This is a genomic window from Sphingomonas sp., assembly GCF_048595155.1.
GTDB lineage: Bacteria > Pseudomonadota > Alphaproteobacteria > Sphingomonadales > Sphingomonadaceae > Sphingomonas_I.
The window spans coordinates 38,730-53,622 of record NZ_JBMDXN010000005.1; the positions used below are offsets into that span (position 1 = coordinate 38,730).

11 protein-coding genes are annotated in these 14,893 nt (G+C 64.0%); 6 read left to right on the forward strand and 5 right to left on the reverse strand.

From position 1 onward, the window contains the following. The first annotated feature begins 3 nt into the window (after window positions 1-3). Genes ACOJSI_RS00770 through ACOJSI_RS00780 form a run of 3 tightly spaced genes read left to right on the forward strand, consistent with a single transcriptional unit; the run spans window position 4 to window position 7,876 of the window. The gene (locus ACOJSI_RS00770) at window positions 4-3,114 is read left to right on the forward strand and encodes an efflux RND transporter permease subunit (RefSeq protein WP_420136390.1); all 3,111 of its coding nucleotides are present in this window, start codon (window positions 4-6) and stop codon (window positions 3,112-3,114) included. Next, window positions 3,111-6,419: an efflux RND transporter permease subunit gene (locus tag ACOJSI_RS00775; protein WP_420136340.1), complete on the forward strand. Its 3,309-nt coding sequence runs from the start codon at window positions 3,111-3,113 to the stop codon at window positions 6,417-6,419. Before ACOJSI_RS00770 ends, ACOJSI_RS00775 begins: the two co-directional genes overlap by 4 nt. Beyond that, entirely contained in the window at window positions 6,416-7,876 is a 1,461-nt protein-coding gene (locus ACOJSI_RS00780; protein ID WP_420136341.1) for an efflux transporter outer membrane subunit, read from the forward strand. Before ACOJSI_RS00775 ends, ACOJSI_RS00780 begins: the two co-directional genes overlap by 4 nt. On the opposite strand, the gene ACOJSI_RS00785 is transcribed toward ACOJSI_RS00780, so the two are convergent. Next, entirely contained in the window at window positions 7,841-9,037 is a 1,197-nt protein-coding gene (locus ACOJSI_RS00785; RefSeq protein WP_420136342.1) for a S41 family peptidase, read from the reverse strand. The two genes, ACOJSI_RS00780 and ACOJSI_RS00785, sit on opposite strands and share 36 nt — an antisense overlap. Further along, a complete protein-coding gene (locus tag ACOJSI_RS00790; RefSeq protein ID WP_420136343.1) occupies window positions 9,034-9,990 on the reverse strand; it encodes a hypothetical protein in 957 nt (318 codons plus the stop codon). The genes ACOJSI_RS00785 and ACOJSI_RS00790 overlap by 4 nt, the downstream gene beginning before the upstream one ends. Window positions 9,991-9,997: 7 nt before the next feature. Between ACOJSI_RS00790 and ACOJSI_RS00795 the strand changes: the two genes are divergently transcribed. After that, window positions 9,998-11,005 (forward strand): adenosine deaminase, encoded by a 1,008-nt coding sequence (locus tag ACOJSI_RS00795; protein ID WP_420136344.1) that lies wholly within the window; start codon window positions 9,998-10,000, stop codon window positions 11,003-11,005. Further along, entirely contained in the window at window positions 11,005-11,526 is a 522-nt protein-coding gene (locus ACOJSI_RS00800) for a phosphoribosyltransferase (protein WP_420136345.1), read from the forward strand. The genes ACOJSI_RS00795 and ACOJSI_RS00800 overlap by 1 nt, the downstream gene beginning before the upstream one ends. A gap of 28 nt (window positions 11,527-11,554) precedes the next feature. On the opposite strand, the gene ACOJSI_RS00805 is transcribed toward ACOJSI_RS00800, so the two are convergent. Continuing rightward, window positions 11,555-11,854: a hypothetical protein gene (locus ACOJSI_RS00805; protein ID WP_420136346.1), complete on the reverse strand. Its 300-nt coding sequence runs from the start codon at window positions 11,852-11,854 to the stop codon at window positions 11,555-11,557. Between the two features lie 202 nt (window positions 11,855-12,056). Between ACOJSI_RS00805 and dinB the strand changes: the two genes are divergently transcribed. Next, window positions 12,057-13,142 carry a DNA polymerase IV gene (gene dinB, locus ACOJSI_RS00810; RefSeq protein WP_420136347.1) on the forward strand — a complete coding sequence of 362 codons (1,086 nt, stop codon included), beginning with the start codon at window positions 12,057-12,059 and terminating at the stop codon, window positions 13,140-13,142. Here dinB and ACOJSI_RS00815 read toward each other — a convergent pair. Both ACOJSI_RS00815 and ACOJSI_RS00820 read right to left on the reverse strand, forming a co-directional pair. Further along, window positions 13,066-13,596 carry a DoxX family protein gene (locus tag ACOJSI_RS00815; RefSeq protein ID WP_420136348.1) on the reverse strand — a complete coding sequence of 177 codons (531 nt, stop codon included), beginning with the start codon at window positions 13,594-13,596 and terminating at the stop codon, window positions 13,066-13,068. The genes dinB and ACOJSI_RS00815 overlap by 77 nt on opposite strands. After that, complete coding sequence (locus ACOJSI_RS00820; RefSeq protein ID WP_420136349.1) at window positions 13,593-14,831, reverse strand: flavin monoamine oxidase family protein; 1,239 nt, start codon at window positions 14,829-14,831, stop codon at window positions 13,593-13,595. Before ACOJSI_RS00820 ends, ACOJSI_RS00815 begins: the two co-directional genes overlap by 4 nt. Between the last annotated feature and the right edge of the window lie 62 nt (window positions 14,832-14,893).

Here is a 14,893-nt window from a genome sequence, read left to right on the forward strand (position 1 = left end):
GGGGTGAACCCGTCGCGTCCCTTCATCATGCGCCCCGTGGCGACGACGCTGCTGATGCTGGCGATCCTGCTGGCTGGTATCGTCGCCTACCGCTTCCTGCCGCTGTCTGCTTTGCCGGAGGTGGATTATCCGACCATCCAGGTCAGCACGCTTTATCCGGGCGCCAGCCCCGACGTGATCAATCTGACGGTGACGGCGCCGCTTGAACGGCAATTCGGGCAGATGGCGGGCCTGTCCCGCATGTCGTCCATATCCTCGGCCGGGGCATCCGTGATCACGCTCCAGTTCAACCTCGATCTGACGCTGGACGTCGCGGAGCAGGAGGTTCAGGCCGCTATCAACGCCGCCAATACGCTGCTGCCGTCCGATCTGCCGGCACCGCCCATCTATGCGAAGGTCAATCCGGCGGATGCACCCGTATTGAGCCTCGGCATCACATCGAAGACGCGGCCGTTGGCGGAGGTGCAGAATCTCGTCGACCAGCGCATCGCCAACAAATTGTCGCAGATTTCCGGAGTAGGTCTTGTCTCCCTGTCCGGCGGTCAGCGCCCGGCCGTGCGGATCCAGGCCAATGTTCAGGCGCTGGCCGCGCATAATCTATCGCTGGATCAACTCCGCAGCGCGATCGCCGCCGCCAACGTCAACGGTGCCAAGGGCAGTTTCGATGGTCCCACACGCAGCTGGTCGATCGATGCGAACGATCAGCTCGCGACCGCGGATGAGTATAAGAACCTCATCATCTCCTATCGCGACAATAATCCCGTGCGATTGAGCGATGTCGCCAACGTCGTGGATTCCTCGGAGAACACCCGGCTTGGGGCATGGATGAACCGGACCCCCGCGATCGTGCTCGATGTCCAGCGCCAGCCGGGCGCCAACGTGATCGGCACCGTCAATGCGATCAAGGCGACATTACCCGATCTGGAAGCGGCGATGCCGGCCGACGTCCACGTCACGCTTCTGACCGATCGCACAACCGGCATCCGCGCGTCGGTTCACGACGTTCAGATAGAATTGGTCTTCGCGGTCGTGCTGGTGACGGTGGCGATCTTCCTGTTCCTGGGATCATGGCAGGCGACATTGATCGCCAGCCTGGCGGTTCCGCTCTCGATCGTGGGCACGTTCGCCGCGATGCATCTGCTGGGGTTCAGCCTCAACAATCTCACGCTGATGGCGCTCACGATCGCGGCCGGCTTCGTTGTCGACGATGCCATTGTCGTGACGGAGAATATCGCACGTCATTTGGAAGAGGGGAAAAGCCCGCTCGCAGCGGCGTTGCAGGGCAGCCGTGAGATCGGCTTCACGATCATTTCGTTGACGGTCAGCCTGATCGCGGTGCTGATCCCGCTGCTGTTCATGGGGGATGTGGTCGGGCGCCTGTTCCGTGAGTTCGCAATCACGCTTGCTGTCACGATCCTGATCTCCGCCGTCGTCGCGCTCACCCTTGTGCCAATGCTGTCCGCGCGCTGGCTGAAGCCGGAGGCGGAGACCCGCACCTTCCGTGTGTCCGAATGGACGATGCACAAGTTCGACAAGCTGCAGCGCGGCTACCGCTCCGCACTGGATTGGGTGTTGTTGCGCCAAGGGCTCACCCTGATCGTGTTCGCGGGATCGCTGGTGCTGACGGCGATCCTCTTCGTGGCGATCCCCAAGGGTCTGTTCCCCGAACAGGATACCGGCCAGTTGCAGGCGATCGTCTCGACCGGCCAGGGCGTGTCGTTCGGGCGCATGTCCAGCTTGCAGAATAAGCTGGCCGACGCGATCCTGCAGGATCCTGATGTCGAGAGCCTGAGCTCGAACGTTGGCGTCGACGGCAAGAATCCGGCCCTCAATCAAGGCCGAATGCTGATCAACCTCAAGGAAAAGGGCGATCGCAGCGGCAGTCAGACCGCGCTCATTCGCCGGCTGCAGAATCGTGCACGCGATATCGCGGGCGTGACCCTTTATGTGCGGCCGGTGCAGGATCTGACGATCGATGCCGAAGGCGGACCCACGCAATATCGCTTCGCGTTGCAAGGCGCCGACCAACAGGAAATCAACCTGTGGACAAGCAAGCTCCTCGAAGAGCTGAAGAGCGTCCATCAGGTCCGCAATGTCGTGTCGGATATGCAGAATCAGGGTCGCGCGGTGACGGTCAAGATCAACCGGGACGTGGCAGCACGGCTCGGCATCAGCACGGCAGCGGTCGATAGCGCGCTCTACAATGCGTTCGGACAGCGGATCATCTCCACCATCTTCACGCAGACCACGCAATATCGTGTGATCCTGGAAAGCGCGCCGGGGATGCTCACCAACCCCCAGGCGCTGAACCAGCTCTACGTTCAAACATCCTCCGGCGCCTCCGTGCCGCTTTCGACGGTGGCGACCTTTGTGGAGGGGCAGGCGCCGCTCCAGATCACGCGTGTCGCACAATTCCCCGCGTCGACCGTCGGCTTTGATCTGGCGCAAGATCAGTCGCTCGGGGGTGCGGTCAGTGCGATCCAGGCTGCGGAGAAGCGGATCGGGCTGCCCGATGGCATCACCACCACGTTCCTGGGCGCGGCCAATGCGTTCCGCGCAAGCCTTTCCAACGAGGTCTGGCTGATCCTGGCGGCGATCGTGGTGGTCTACATCGTTCTGGGCGTGCTCTATGAGAGCTTCATCCATCCGATCACTATCCTGTCGACCTTGCCGTCGGCGGGCGTGGGCGCGCTGCTTGCGCTGCTGCTGACGGGCAATGATCTGGGCGTCATCGGCATCATCGGGATCGTGCTGCTGATCGGTATCGTCAAAAAGAATGCGATCATGATGATCGACTTCGCGATCGATGCGCAACGGACCGATGGCAAGGATGCCGATACCGCGATCCGCGAGGCGGCTCTGCTGCGCTTCCGGCCGATCATGATGACCACCTTCGCGGCCCTGTTCGCCGCGCTGCCGCTGATCCTGGGAAGCGGGATGGGTGCGGAGCTGCGGCGGCCGCTGGGTCTCGCCATTGCCGGCGGTCTGATCGTCAGCCAGGCGCTTACCCTATTCACGACCCCGGTAATCTTCCTCGGCTTCGAACGGCTGTCGGCACGCGTGCGCCGCAAGCGGGAAGAGGAGCCGCAACTGCCCTTGCAGCAGCCAACATGAACCTGTCGGCGCCCTTTATCCGCCGCCCGATCGGGACGTTGCTGCTGACGATCGGCCTGATGCTCGCGGGCATCGCGTCCTTCTTCGTGATGCCGGTAGCACCGCTGCCGCAGGTCGATTTTCCGACCATCAGCGTGTCGGCCAGCTTGCCCGGAGCGAGCCCCACGACCATGGCGACGAGCGTCGCGTCGCCGCTCGAGCGCCGCATGGCGACGATCGCCGGGGTAACGGAGCTAACCTCCCAGTCCGGCATCGCCTCCACCCGGATCACGGCGCAGTTTGACTTGAGCCGCAATATCGATGGTGCTGCACGGGACGTGCAGGCGGCGATTAACGCCGCACGCGCCGATCTTCCGCCCACGCTTCGCAGCAACCCCAGCTATCGCAAGATCAATCCGGCCGATGCGCCGATCATGATCCTTGCCCTGACGAGCGACACGCGCAGTTCGGCCGACATCTACAATTCCGTGTCCAACGTGGTGCAGCAGCGCCTGCTGCAGGTGCAGGGCGTCGGCGATGTGGAACTGGGCGGCGCAGCCTTGCCGGCCGTGCGCATCGATCTCAATCCGCTCGCGCTCTCCCGCTACGGCATCCCGTTGGAGGATGTTCGTACCGCCTTGGCGTCGACCAACGCCAATCGGCCGCGTGGCGTGATCGAGAATGGCGCCACCGCCTGGCAGATATACGGCGATATCCCCGGCTTGAAGGCAGCGGATTATAGCGGCCTGATCGTGGCCTGGCGCAACGGCGTGGCCGTGCGCCTGTCCGATGTCGCGAGCGTCTATGATGGGCCCGAAGACGTGCGCACCATGGGTCTGTTCAACGGGCGCCGGGCCGTGACGATCATCCTCAGCCGTCAGCCTGGCGCCAACATCATCGCAACGGTCGATGCGGTGAAAGCCCAGTTGCCCGGATTGCAGGCGGCTATCCCCAGCGACATCAAGCTTTCGGTGGCGTCGGACCGCACGACCACCATCCGCGCGTCGCTCCACGAAGTCGAAGTGACACTTGTCATTGCCACCTTGTTGGTGGTGATCGTGGTGTCGATCTTCCTGCGATCGTTGCGCGCCACCATCGTTCCCGCCGTGGCGGTCGTTGCCTCGCTGCTCGGCACGATCGGTGTCATGTATCTGCTGGGTTTCAGCCTCAACAATCTGTCGTTGATGGCGCTGACGGTGGCGACCGGCTTCGTGGTCGATGACGCGATTGTGGTGCTGGAAAATATCAGCCGTCATATCGAGGAAGGCATGAAGCCCTTCGATGCGGCCATGCGCGGCGCGCGTGAGGTCGGCTTTACCGTGCTCTCAATCTCGATCAGCCTCGTCGCGGTCTTCATCCCCTTGCTGTTCATGGCGGGCATTGTCGGCCGTCTGTTCCGCGAATTCGCCATCACGATGACGGTGGCCGTGATGATCAGCCTACTCATATCGCTGACGACGACGCCCATGATCGCCGCTCTGGTGTTGAAGGAGCGGGAAGCGCAGAAGGAAAATCGTTTTTCGCGCTTCGCCGAACGGCAATTTCAGCGGTTGCAGGCGCGCTACGAACGCAGCCTTGATTGGGCGCTCGCCAATCGTGGAGCGACCTTGTTGCTGCTCGCGGGCACGGTGGCGCTCAACATTTTCCTGCTCGTGACTATCCAGAAAGGCTTCTTCCCCGAACAGGATACGGGATCGCTGCAGGGCGGGTTGCGCGCCGACCAGAGCATTTCCTTTCAGGATATGCAGACCAAGCTCACGCAGATCGTGAAGATCATCAAGCGGGATCCCGCAATCGAGAATGTCGTGGCGTTTACCGGCGGGTCGCGGGCAGGGGGCGGCTTCCTCTTTGCGACCATGAAGCCCAAGAGCCAGCGGGATTCCGTGCGGGATGTGATCACCCGCCTGCGCCCGAAATTGGCGCGTGTCACCGGCGTGGCGGCCTTCCTGAGCCCGGTGCAGGATATGCGCGTTGGCGGGCGGGGCGGTAACAGCAGCTATCAATATACGCTGAAGGCGGACGATCCGGAGGTGCTCGCCAAGGCTGGCCCCGCACTGGCCGATGCGCTCAAGAAATATCCTGAGCTGACCGACGTTGATGTCGACGAGGCGGATGGCGGCGCCGAGGTCTATGTGAAGGTCAATCACGACGCCGCGACACGGATCGGCGTGACGCCGCAAGCTGTAGATAATGCCCTGTATGACGCTTTTGGTCAGCGCCAGGTGGCCACCATCTATAGCGGCCTCAATCAATATCATGTGGTGATGGGCGTGGCGCCCGAATTCACTGGTTCGCCCGAGGCGCTGCGCAACGTCTATGTTCCGACGGCGTCGACCACGTCAGCAGCCACCACGACCGCAGCCAGCACCGCCACAACGTCGGCCGCGCCGATCGGCGTACAGCCCGCCAACGCAACGTCGGGCACGGCGGCCACCCCTGCGGGTGCTGGGACAAATGCGACCGTGACCGGATCCACGCCAACCTCCACGACGGGCTCAAGCCGCGATGCCGCATCCGGTGCCGCCATCAACACGTCCGCCTCGACGATGACACCCCTGTCGACCATCGCGAGCTGGTCGACCCGGTCGACCGCCGCCCAGATTAACCATCAGGATGCGGCGCCGGCCGCGACGATCAGCTTCTCGACCGGCAATGGCTTCGCCCTCAGCGATGCTATCGCCCGCATCCGACAGGTCCAGACGAGCCTGAACTTCCCGACGCAGGTCCATGGCGAGGCATCGGGGACGGCACAGGTATTCCAGCAATCCACCCAGTCCAATCCGATCCTGATCCTTTCGGCATTGGTCGTGATCTACATCGTGCTCGGCATCCTGTATGAGAGCGTGATCCACCCGCTGACGGTGTTGTCCACGCTGCCCTCGGCCGGCGTCGGCGCGGTTATCGCGCTGATGGTAACAGGCTCGCAATATGATCTGATCGCGCTGATCGGGCTCATCCTCCTGATCGGCATCGTCAAGAAGAATGCCATCCTGATCATCGACTTCGCGCTGGATGCCGAACGCTCGCGCGGGTTGAGCCCGATGGCGGCCATCCGCGAGGCGAGCCTGTTGCGGTTCCGGCCGATCCTGATGACGACCATGGCCGCCGCCTTCGGCGCGCTGCCGCTGGCGATCGGCTTTGGAGAAGGCGCGGAATTGCGGCGTCCGCTGGGCATCGCGATCATGGGCGGACTGATCGCGAGCCAGTTCCTGACGCTGCTGACCACGCCGGTCGTCTATCTGGCACTCGACCGTTTCCGCCGCCGCTCCTCCCGCGAGAAGATGCTGGCGCGTCAGGCCGCAACCCAAGGAATCCAGCCCGTATGATAAAGCTTCGTGCCCTTGTCCTCATGCCGGCGATGCTGGCGGTGGTCGGGTGCAACCTGGCGCCGGCATATCGCCCGCCGACGGCGAGCATTCCGGCGGGCTTCAAGGAAGCGCCGGGCTGGCGCGCCGCCGCGCCCGCCGATGCCGTTGCCAAGGGGCAATGGTGGCTGCTGTTCGACGATCCGATCCTGAACCAGCTGGAAGCGCGCGTCGCGATCAACAACCAGAATGTCGCCGCCTCCGCCGCTGCTTATGCGCAGGCGCGCGCCGCCGTGCGGGAAGCGCGTGCGTCTTTTTTCCCTACGATCGATCTGTCAACCGGCGCCACCCGGGCGGGATCGTTCGGTGGTGGAACGACCACCATCATCGGCGGCGGGACGACGATCAACTCTAGCAATGGCAGCCGGCGCTATTCGGTGTCGATCGGGGCAAGCTGGGAGCCGGATCTGTGGGGCCGGATCGGCAATACGGTCAGCCAGCAGCGCGCTTTAGCAGAGGCTAGTCAGGGCGATTTGGCCAATGCCTCGCTCTCCGCACAGGGCGAATTGGCGCTCAATTACGTGCAATTGCGCGGCCTCGAGCAGCAGAAGGTCATTCTCGACGGCACCGTAGCGGCCTATCAACGCGCGCTTACCATCACCACAAACCGCTATAATCAGGGCGTTGTCGCCCGAATTGACGTGCTGCAGGCGCAAAGCCAGCTCGATAGTGCGCGCGCAAATGCGGCGGATCTCGTGCGTCAACGTGCGGTTCTGGAGCATGCGATCGCGGTTCTGGTGGGGGAAAATCCCTCCACTTTCGTGCTCGCAGACGCGCCGTGGCGGCCAAAAGTCCCCGACGTTCCGGGTGTCATTCCGTCGATAATGCTGGAACGCCGCCCCGATATTGCCGCCGCGGAACGACGGGTGGCAGCCGCTAACGCCGCGATCGGCATCGAACGATCCGCATTTTTCCCTACCCTCGGGCTGACCGGCGACGTGGGTTCGCAGACCGGCCGGCTCGGATCGCTCTTCAGCGCGGCCAGCAGTATCTGGTCGCTGGGCCTGAGCGGAGCGCTGACGTTGCTGGACTTCGGCGCGCGCTCATCGCGTGTGGCGCAGGCGCGTGCCGCCTATGATCAGGCGGTTGCCAATTACCGCCAGACTGTTCTGGTCGCCTTCCAACAGGTCGAGGATGAACTGGCGGGTGCACGGATCCTGTCCTACGTCGCGCAACAGCGAACCACGGCGGCTGCGGCGGCCAACCGGGTCGAGGCGCTGACCCAGAACCAATATCTGGCGGGCGAGATCGCATATTCCGACGTGATCGTCGCGCAGACGACAGCGCTACAGGCAAGGCAAACGGAGGCGACCGCGATCGTCGATCGTCAGGCGGCCGCCATCAGCCTGATCCAGGCGATCGGCGGGAGTTGGCAGGGACCATTACCCGCCGATGCCCAGATGCCGCCCAGCCGCTAACTGGCCGTTACGGAGCGCGACCAGCGCGCGATCCAGGACGGGATCGCGACCGGCGCGCAGATCGGCGAGGCTGGCCTTGACGGCGATCTGCGGCTGCAGCCCGACGCCTTCCAGCCGGCGTCCGTCGGGCGTACGGATATCGAATTCCGCGACTGAAAGCTCGCCACCGTCCGGCAGAGGAAATTCCGCTGCGCCGGTGAGCGCGCCGGCCGTGCGCTCACCGACAGTCGTGCCGCGCCCGCTTTCGTCGACCAGGGCGGCGATGGCCTCCGCGCCACTCGCACTGTCGGGTCCGACGAGGACCGCCAAGGGACCGAGATAGGCGCGTGCGCCGGTGCCGCGGACCTTCTGCACGTTTTCACGCCGTTCAATGCGCCGCACCAACGGCCGGTCTTCGGCGAAGAAGAGCCCCGCCACCTTGGCAATGACGTCGGCATCGCCCCCATCATTGCCCCGCAGATCCAGGATGACCCCGCGCAATGGCGGACCATCGGCCATCTGTCGCGCGAGCCAGCGATCGGCGCCCGGGTCGAAGCCATCCAGGCCGACGAGCAGGATGTCGCCCGGAAGGCGGGTGGCGCGCCGCACGGGGCGGGCAGCTTCGGGCGCGGCCGTGAGCGCCAGCGCATGGTACGTGCCATGCTCATCGGCGAAGTCGAAGGTCGCGCGATCGCCCTCATGCGGCTGATAATCGATATCGACGGGCTTACCGTTGACGCTCTTCACCTCCCATCCGATCTGCACGCCCGCCTGCGCTGCGGCCGAACCAGGATTGACCCGGGTGACTAGCCAGCGTCCGTCGTCATTGGGCAGCATCGACAGGCCGAAACCCTGCTCGGACCGGCCCGCATCGCGCGCTTTTCCGATCGCGATCTGGACCGGATCGATGGCGTAGACATGGCTGTCCCCCAAGGATGCCAGCATCTCCCCCAACACCGTATAGAAGGCCGGCCGGCCTTGCGCCGCAATGGCGAGCGGACGGAAGTGGTCGCGCGCATCTGCCCAGCTTTCGCCGGTCCGGCTGCGATCCCAGTAATGTTTGTTGACCAAGCTCCAAGCGCGATCGAACACGCGTGCCTGCAAGTCCGGTGTGTAGGCGGGGGGAGCGGCCTGAAGAGGAAGAGCGAGCAGGCCGACAAGAGCAACAAGCTGTTTTCTCATGACGGATCGAACGCGCAACGCAGCGTCAGGGTGCGCGGCAAAGCGGTATATGTAAGTTCCGCACAGCGTGAGAGATGCTCAAGGCCCAGGGTGATCGCTGGCCAAGCCTGCTGCCGCTGCAGATGCCGCGTAATGACGACGTCGCGAGGGTCGACCGGATCGGTGGGCAATTGTTCCCCGCCTGCAAAATCGGACGTGCGCACCAGCAGCGAGTCGAACCGGAAGCCGGCAAGACGAACGGGCGTGTCGAACGCAATCTCCCGCGCGGGCCGGGATATGCCGAATGCGAGCGTAACGCGCCCGGCATCGCCATTCCAATGACCACCGCGATTCCGGGACAAGATCGCGCCGGCCGCGGCGGTACCGACCGTGTGCTGTTGCGTCAGCGCGAAGCGCAGCCGAAGCTTGGATGTCTCCGCCTCGGCCGACAAGCCCGTCATGGCGTTATCGGCGATCGGATAGGAGCGTGAGCCAGTGGGCGGAAGCGCATCGGGGCGCCGCCACCGCACCGTGGCAAAGGGCAGGAGATTGGGGCCGATCGCGCCATCCGATCCCTGGCAGCAATCGCGCCCATGTTGGGAAACCTGAATGGGGAATTCCCGCGACCCAACTCGGAGCATGGCGTGGGCTGTCTTGCCGGGCAGGCGGACGCGTCCCACATCCATTTCCATACCATCCTCCCACGCGACCGGCAGCCGAGCCGCAACAGCCGGGTTGAGCTCGACGCTATTCTGCTGATCGAGATCGACGCGCAAGCGCACGCTGATATCCGCGATCTGGACCATGATGACCGGATTGGAGGCATCGAGCACCAATTCGCCCGAAGGCTGCGGAGGCCTGGCCGCTGCAGCGAGCATGAAGACGGCGGGCGTCAGGAGAAAGGCGCGCTTGAACGCCGCGATGCCGACTAACGGATTTATCCGGCGCGCCGGGCAAACGAGTGCTGCTATCATGCCGGCCATGGCGATTCCCGACGCGTTCATCACAGGTCTGCCCAAGGCGGAACTCCACCTCCACATCGAGGGTAGCCTTGAGCCTGAACAGATGTTCGACTTCGCACGGCGCAATCGCATCCAGATCCCTTTTCAGTCCGTGGAAGAACTTCGCGCGGCCTATAATTTTTCGCAACTCCAGGATTTCCTGGACATCTATTATCGCGGCGCCGACGTGCTGCGCACCGAAGCCGACTTCCATGATCTGGCCCTTGCCTATTTTGCGAGAGCCCATGCCGATGGCGTGGTTCACGCGGAAATCTTCTTCGATCCCCAGACACACACCGATCGCGGGCTGCCGTTCCAGGTCGTGGCGGATGGCCTACTGGCGGGGATGAAGGCTGCGGAGGCGCGTTATGGCATCACCTCCAGACTGATCCTGTGTTTCCTGCGCCATCTGGACGAAGCCGCCGCCTTTGCCACGCTGCAAGCCGCAGAACCGTGGCTGGATCGGATCGCGGCCGTTGGGCTGGATTCCTCCGAGGTCGGACATCCGCCGTCGAAATTCGCGCGCGTGTTTGCGGCGGCAGGTTCCGCGGGTCTCAAGCGGGTCGCGCATGCCGGCGAGGAGGGTCCACCTGACTATGTCGCCGAAGCGCTCGACCTGCTGAAGATAGACCGGCTCGACCATGGCAATCGTGCCTTGGAAGCGCCTGAACTGGTCACGCGCCTGGCGCGCAGCGGCATGGCCCTGACCGTCTGCCCGCTGTCCAACCTGAAGCTGTGCGTGGTGGGCGATGTGGCCGATCATCCTATCCCAACGATGCTGAAGCGGGGTCTGCGCGCGACCATCAACTCGGACGATCCGGCCTATTTCGGCGGCTATGTCGCTGACAATTACCGGGCGGTGGCACCTTATCTGGAGCGCGAAGATCTGATTACGCTGGCACGCAACAGCTTCCTTGGTTCGTTTTTGCCGGATGATGCCGTGACCCGTCATCTTGCCGCCATCGACACGTTCGCCGGTCGATCCTGATGGCGCAGCCTGATCTCTGCTACATCCCCTACGATGCGTTCGTCGCGGACGTTCAGGAGGTAGCGTCGGCGATCGAGCAGCAGGGCTGGGCGCCGGATCATATTGTCGGCATCGGTCGTGGCGGGCTGGTCCCGGCGGCTTATCTGTCGCACCGGACCGGTATTTCACTGTTGTCGGTTGACTATAGTTCGGGCGTGCCCAGCTTCGCCGACGAGTTGATGGCGAAGCTGGCGACCGCCACCGCCGAAGGGCGCAAGATCCTGATCGTCGACGATATCAATGACAGTGGCGGCACGATCGAAGCCTTGCGCAAATCGCTGCTCGATCATGGTGCGATGGCGCAGAATGTGCGCGTCGCCGTGTTGGTCGATAATCTGCGTTCGGCCGCAAAGGTAGATTATCGATCCCGCACGATCGACCGATCGCATGACAAGCGCTGGTTCGTCTTTCCTTGGGAAGCGATGGCCGAACCGCGCACCTTGGCGGAAGAAGCGGCTGCGGTTCCGGAGCGGCTTGCCTAGCAACAGGATCGAACCATCATCCGGCGCGTTATCTTTTATGTTCATACACTTGAACGACATAGGAGAGTGTGATGCGCAAGATCCTCCTCATCGCGGCCGCGGCATGTGCGCTGCCGGCCTTCGCGCAGACGCCGGGAACCGCACCCGGAACGATGAGCACTGGCGCCGCAACGACCGGCGCGCCAGCCGCGGCTAATCCGGCGCTGCCGGGCGCCTCGACGCCCGCAACGGGAACAACCACGAGCACAAGTCCCAGTGGCACCGATATGTCGGTCGGCGCTACCGGCACGACGACCACAACCCGCAGCCCAACGAGCACTCCGGACATGGGGCCGACGACCGGGCAGACGACAACCGCCCCCGGGCGATAGAGGCCATGGCGGACGCCACCGCGCGCAGAGCAATGGCAGCACGACCACCGGAACAACCCCGGACAGCGCCACCAATCCGACGCCGCATTAAAGATGGGCGCCGCTTGGGCTTTGCCGGGTGGCGTTCACTTCCTGTTCCGATCGCGCTAAACTGCTCCCATGGACGGGGAGGAGCAGCCCATACGCAAGATCATCCATATCGATATGGATGCCTTCTATGCGTCGGTCGAACAGCGCGACAATCCGGACCTGCGCGGCAAGCCCGTGGCGGTCGGGGGCACGCGCGAACGTGGTGTCGTCGCTGCGGCAAGTTATGAGGCACGCGTCTATGGCATACGATCGGCGATGGCGTCGGTCACTGCACGCCGCCGCTGCCCCGACCTGATTTTCGTCAAGCCGCGTTTCGAGGTCTATTCCGCCATCAGCCGGCAGATCCGCGCCATTTTCGCCGACTATACCGAAGCGATCGAACCCCTCTCGCTGGACGAGGCCTATCTCGACGTATCGGGCGCGGCGTCGGCGCGGGCGATCGCGCAGGAGATACGGGCGCGGATCAAGGCGGACGTCGGCCTAACGGCGTCGGCGGGCGTGTCGTACAACAAGTTCATCGCCAAGCTGGCGTCGGACCAGAACAAACCGGACGGATGCTGCGTCATTCCGCCCGAACGCGGGCCGCTATTTGTCGAGAGCCTTCCCGTCAAACGCTTCCACGGCGTGGGGCCGAAAACGGCGGAAAAGATGGGGCGCCTGGGCATCGAAACGGGCGCGGACCTGAAAGCGCAGACCCTGCAATTCCTGGAAGCTCAATTCGGCAGTTTCGCGGCCTACCTCTATGGGGCTGCACGCGGGATCGATCATCGCCCGGTGCGATCCAATCGTATCCGCAAATCCGTCGGGGCCGAACGCACCTTCTTCGAGGATATCAGCGACCCGGCAGAACTTGCGACAGCATTGGAGACCGTGCTGGATGCGCTGATGGAAAGGATCGCGCGGGCGGGGTCAGTCGGGCGGACGGTGACGCTGAAGGTAAAATATTCCGACTTCCATCAGATCACCCGCGCACGGAGCTTCACGGTTCCGATCAGTGAACGCAGCGCAATCAGTGCGGCCGGGCAGGGGCTGCTGTCCGCCTTGTGCCCCGTACCACGCGGTGTGCGGCTGTTGGGCCTTACCCTGTCCGCTCTGGTCGAGGATGAGGGCGAGGACGACCCGTTGAGCAAGGCGCAGCTTGGCCTTTCGCTGTGAAAGGCCAGTCGATCACATTGCCTGCGAAAAGGCAGCACCAGACGATCACCGGCTGAAAGAGCAGCCGCGGCCCGTGGTACAGCCAGCCGGCCCAGCCGCTGCCACGCTCGGCGAAGATCAGGGCATGCTGGATGTTGGCCGGAAAAACGCACACCGAGTAGAGCGCAAGCATGATCCCGGCGAGACGGCGCATGGGCGGTAGGAGAAGACCGGCTGCGCCGAGCAGCTCGCACACGCCCGTTACGAAGATAATTATTTCGGGCGCCGGCACCCAATGCGGCGTGATGCGCAAAAAGGGCGCGGGATGCGCGATGTGGAAATAACCGGCTAGCGCGAATGCGACGACCAGCAGGGAGCGCACCAGGGTTCGTGAACGTGAGTTCGCTACAGATGGAGGGGCGCTATCCGAGCTATCGTGCCGGGCCCGATCAGAGACGTCATCGCGAGCGGTCATCCGTGCAGGCCGGCACCTTTCAGCGCCGCCTCGACGCGGTCGGCGGCATCGAGCCCGCTTTGCCAGGCGCCGTGGACGGTCGAGAAATCGTGCGGCGAGCAGGCCTCCCCGGCAAAGTGCAGCCGCTCGCTTGGCGGCTTTGCCAGGATTGCCCGCTTGTCCGCATGACCCGGCAGCGCATGGCTATAAGCGCCCCCGATCGTCGCTTCGCGGTGCCACCAACTGCCTGCCATCGGGTGCAGGCGCGCGGTGATGTCGCTTCCCAGCAGCTTGCCCAGCTCTTCCAGGGCGAATGCCACGCGGCCGGCGTCGCCAGCTTCTTCCATGGCGCGAGCGGCAACCCCGCCGAAGAAGCATTCGATCACGGGATAACCGAGAGGCCTCAAATAATAGCTGCCGGTCAATGCGCTATGTGGGTTGCCCAACAGGTGGCTTTCCGGGGGTACGTCCTCCGGATGCTCCATCGCCAGGAACAATTTGTCGACGCGGCCGAGCGGCAGGCAGGCGGCGGCGTGGAGATGATCGTCCACCGGCCGCGGGAACGCAATGTCGCCGCGCGCGAGAATGTCGGTGGGAACGGCAATGATCACCGCGTCGGCACGGATTGGGCCCTGCTCGCAATCAAGCTGCACCATTCCCCCGGTGTCGTCGATGCGCGTGACGCGCATGTTCAGCCGAACCCTCAGCGGCGCGGCGGCCTGCGCGATCAGCGTGCCATAGCCTTCCGGGAGGCGCCAATTCAGCTCCGACGCATGATCGTCGTAAGCGAGCAGATCCCGTGCGGAGACATGATCCAGCTCCGCGCCGTTGAGCGCGCCGCTGACCATATCGAGATAGCCGCGCCAAGGATCATCGCGCGCAACGACGTTGCCCGCGCAATCGCCCGCCACATCGCCATGAAGCCGTTCTTCAAAGGCGTCATACGCCTGTTGCGCCGCGCGTTGCTCCGATGCGCTGAAGCCGACGTTGCGAAGCTGATTACGCCACGCGCCCTCAGACCTGTCGAGCGTGGCACCGAATGCCGCGGCAAGATCGACGAGCGGATTTCGTTCGGCCGAATGAAGCCAACCGCAGCCAAGATCGAGCGGTACGCCCTGCACGACCCGGGTATGGGCACGACCGCCCGGCCGTTCCATTGCTTCAAGGATCAGCACGCGCCGACCACGATCCTGCAGACGCCGCGCCGCTGCAATTCCTGCCGCCCCGGCACCGACGATAACGACCTCTGGCTCCACGTCCTGATCCTCGATCCGGCTTGACCTTGGGCCAAAGCAGTTTCAGGCGTTACGTTCCGTCG

Coding starts and splice junctions, on each gene's coding strand:
- ACOJSI_RS00815 (WP_420136348.1), bottom strand. CDS start 13,596: ATGACCGCTCGCGATGACGTCTCTGATCGGGCCCGGCACGATAGCTCG.
- ACOJSI_RS00785 (WP_420136342.1), bottom strand. CDS start 9,037: ATGAGAAAACAGCTTGTTGCTCTTGTCGGCCTGCTCGCTCTTCCTCTT.
- ACOJSI_RS00800 (WP_420136345.1), top strand. CDS start 11,005: ATGGCGCAGCCTGATCTCTGCTACATCCCCTACGATGCGTTCGTCGCG.
- ACOJSI_RS00795 (WP_420136344.1), top strand. CDS start 9,998: ATGGCGATTCCCGACGCGTTCATCACAGGTCTGCCCAAGGCGGAACTC.
- ACOJSI_RS00805 (WP_420136346.1), bottom strand. CDS start 11,854: ATGTCCGGAGTGCTCGTTGGGCTGCGGGTTGTGGTCGTCGTGCCGGTA.
- ACOJSI_RS00775 (WP_420136340.1), top strand. CDS start 3,111: ATGAACCTGTCGGCGCCCTTTATCCGCCGCCCGATCGGGACGTTGCTG.
- ACOJSI_RS00790 (WP_420136343.1), bottom strand. CDS start 9,990: ATGATAGCAGCACTCGTTTGCCCGGCGCGCCGGATAAATCCGTTAGTC.
- ACOJSI_RS00780 (WP_420136341.1), top strand. CDS start 6,416: ATGATAAAGCTTCGTGCCCTTGTCCTCATGCCGGCGATGCTGGCGGTG.
- dinB (WP_420136347.1), top strand. CDS start 12,057: ATGGACGGGGAGGAGCAGCCCATACGCAAGATCATCCATATCGATATG.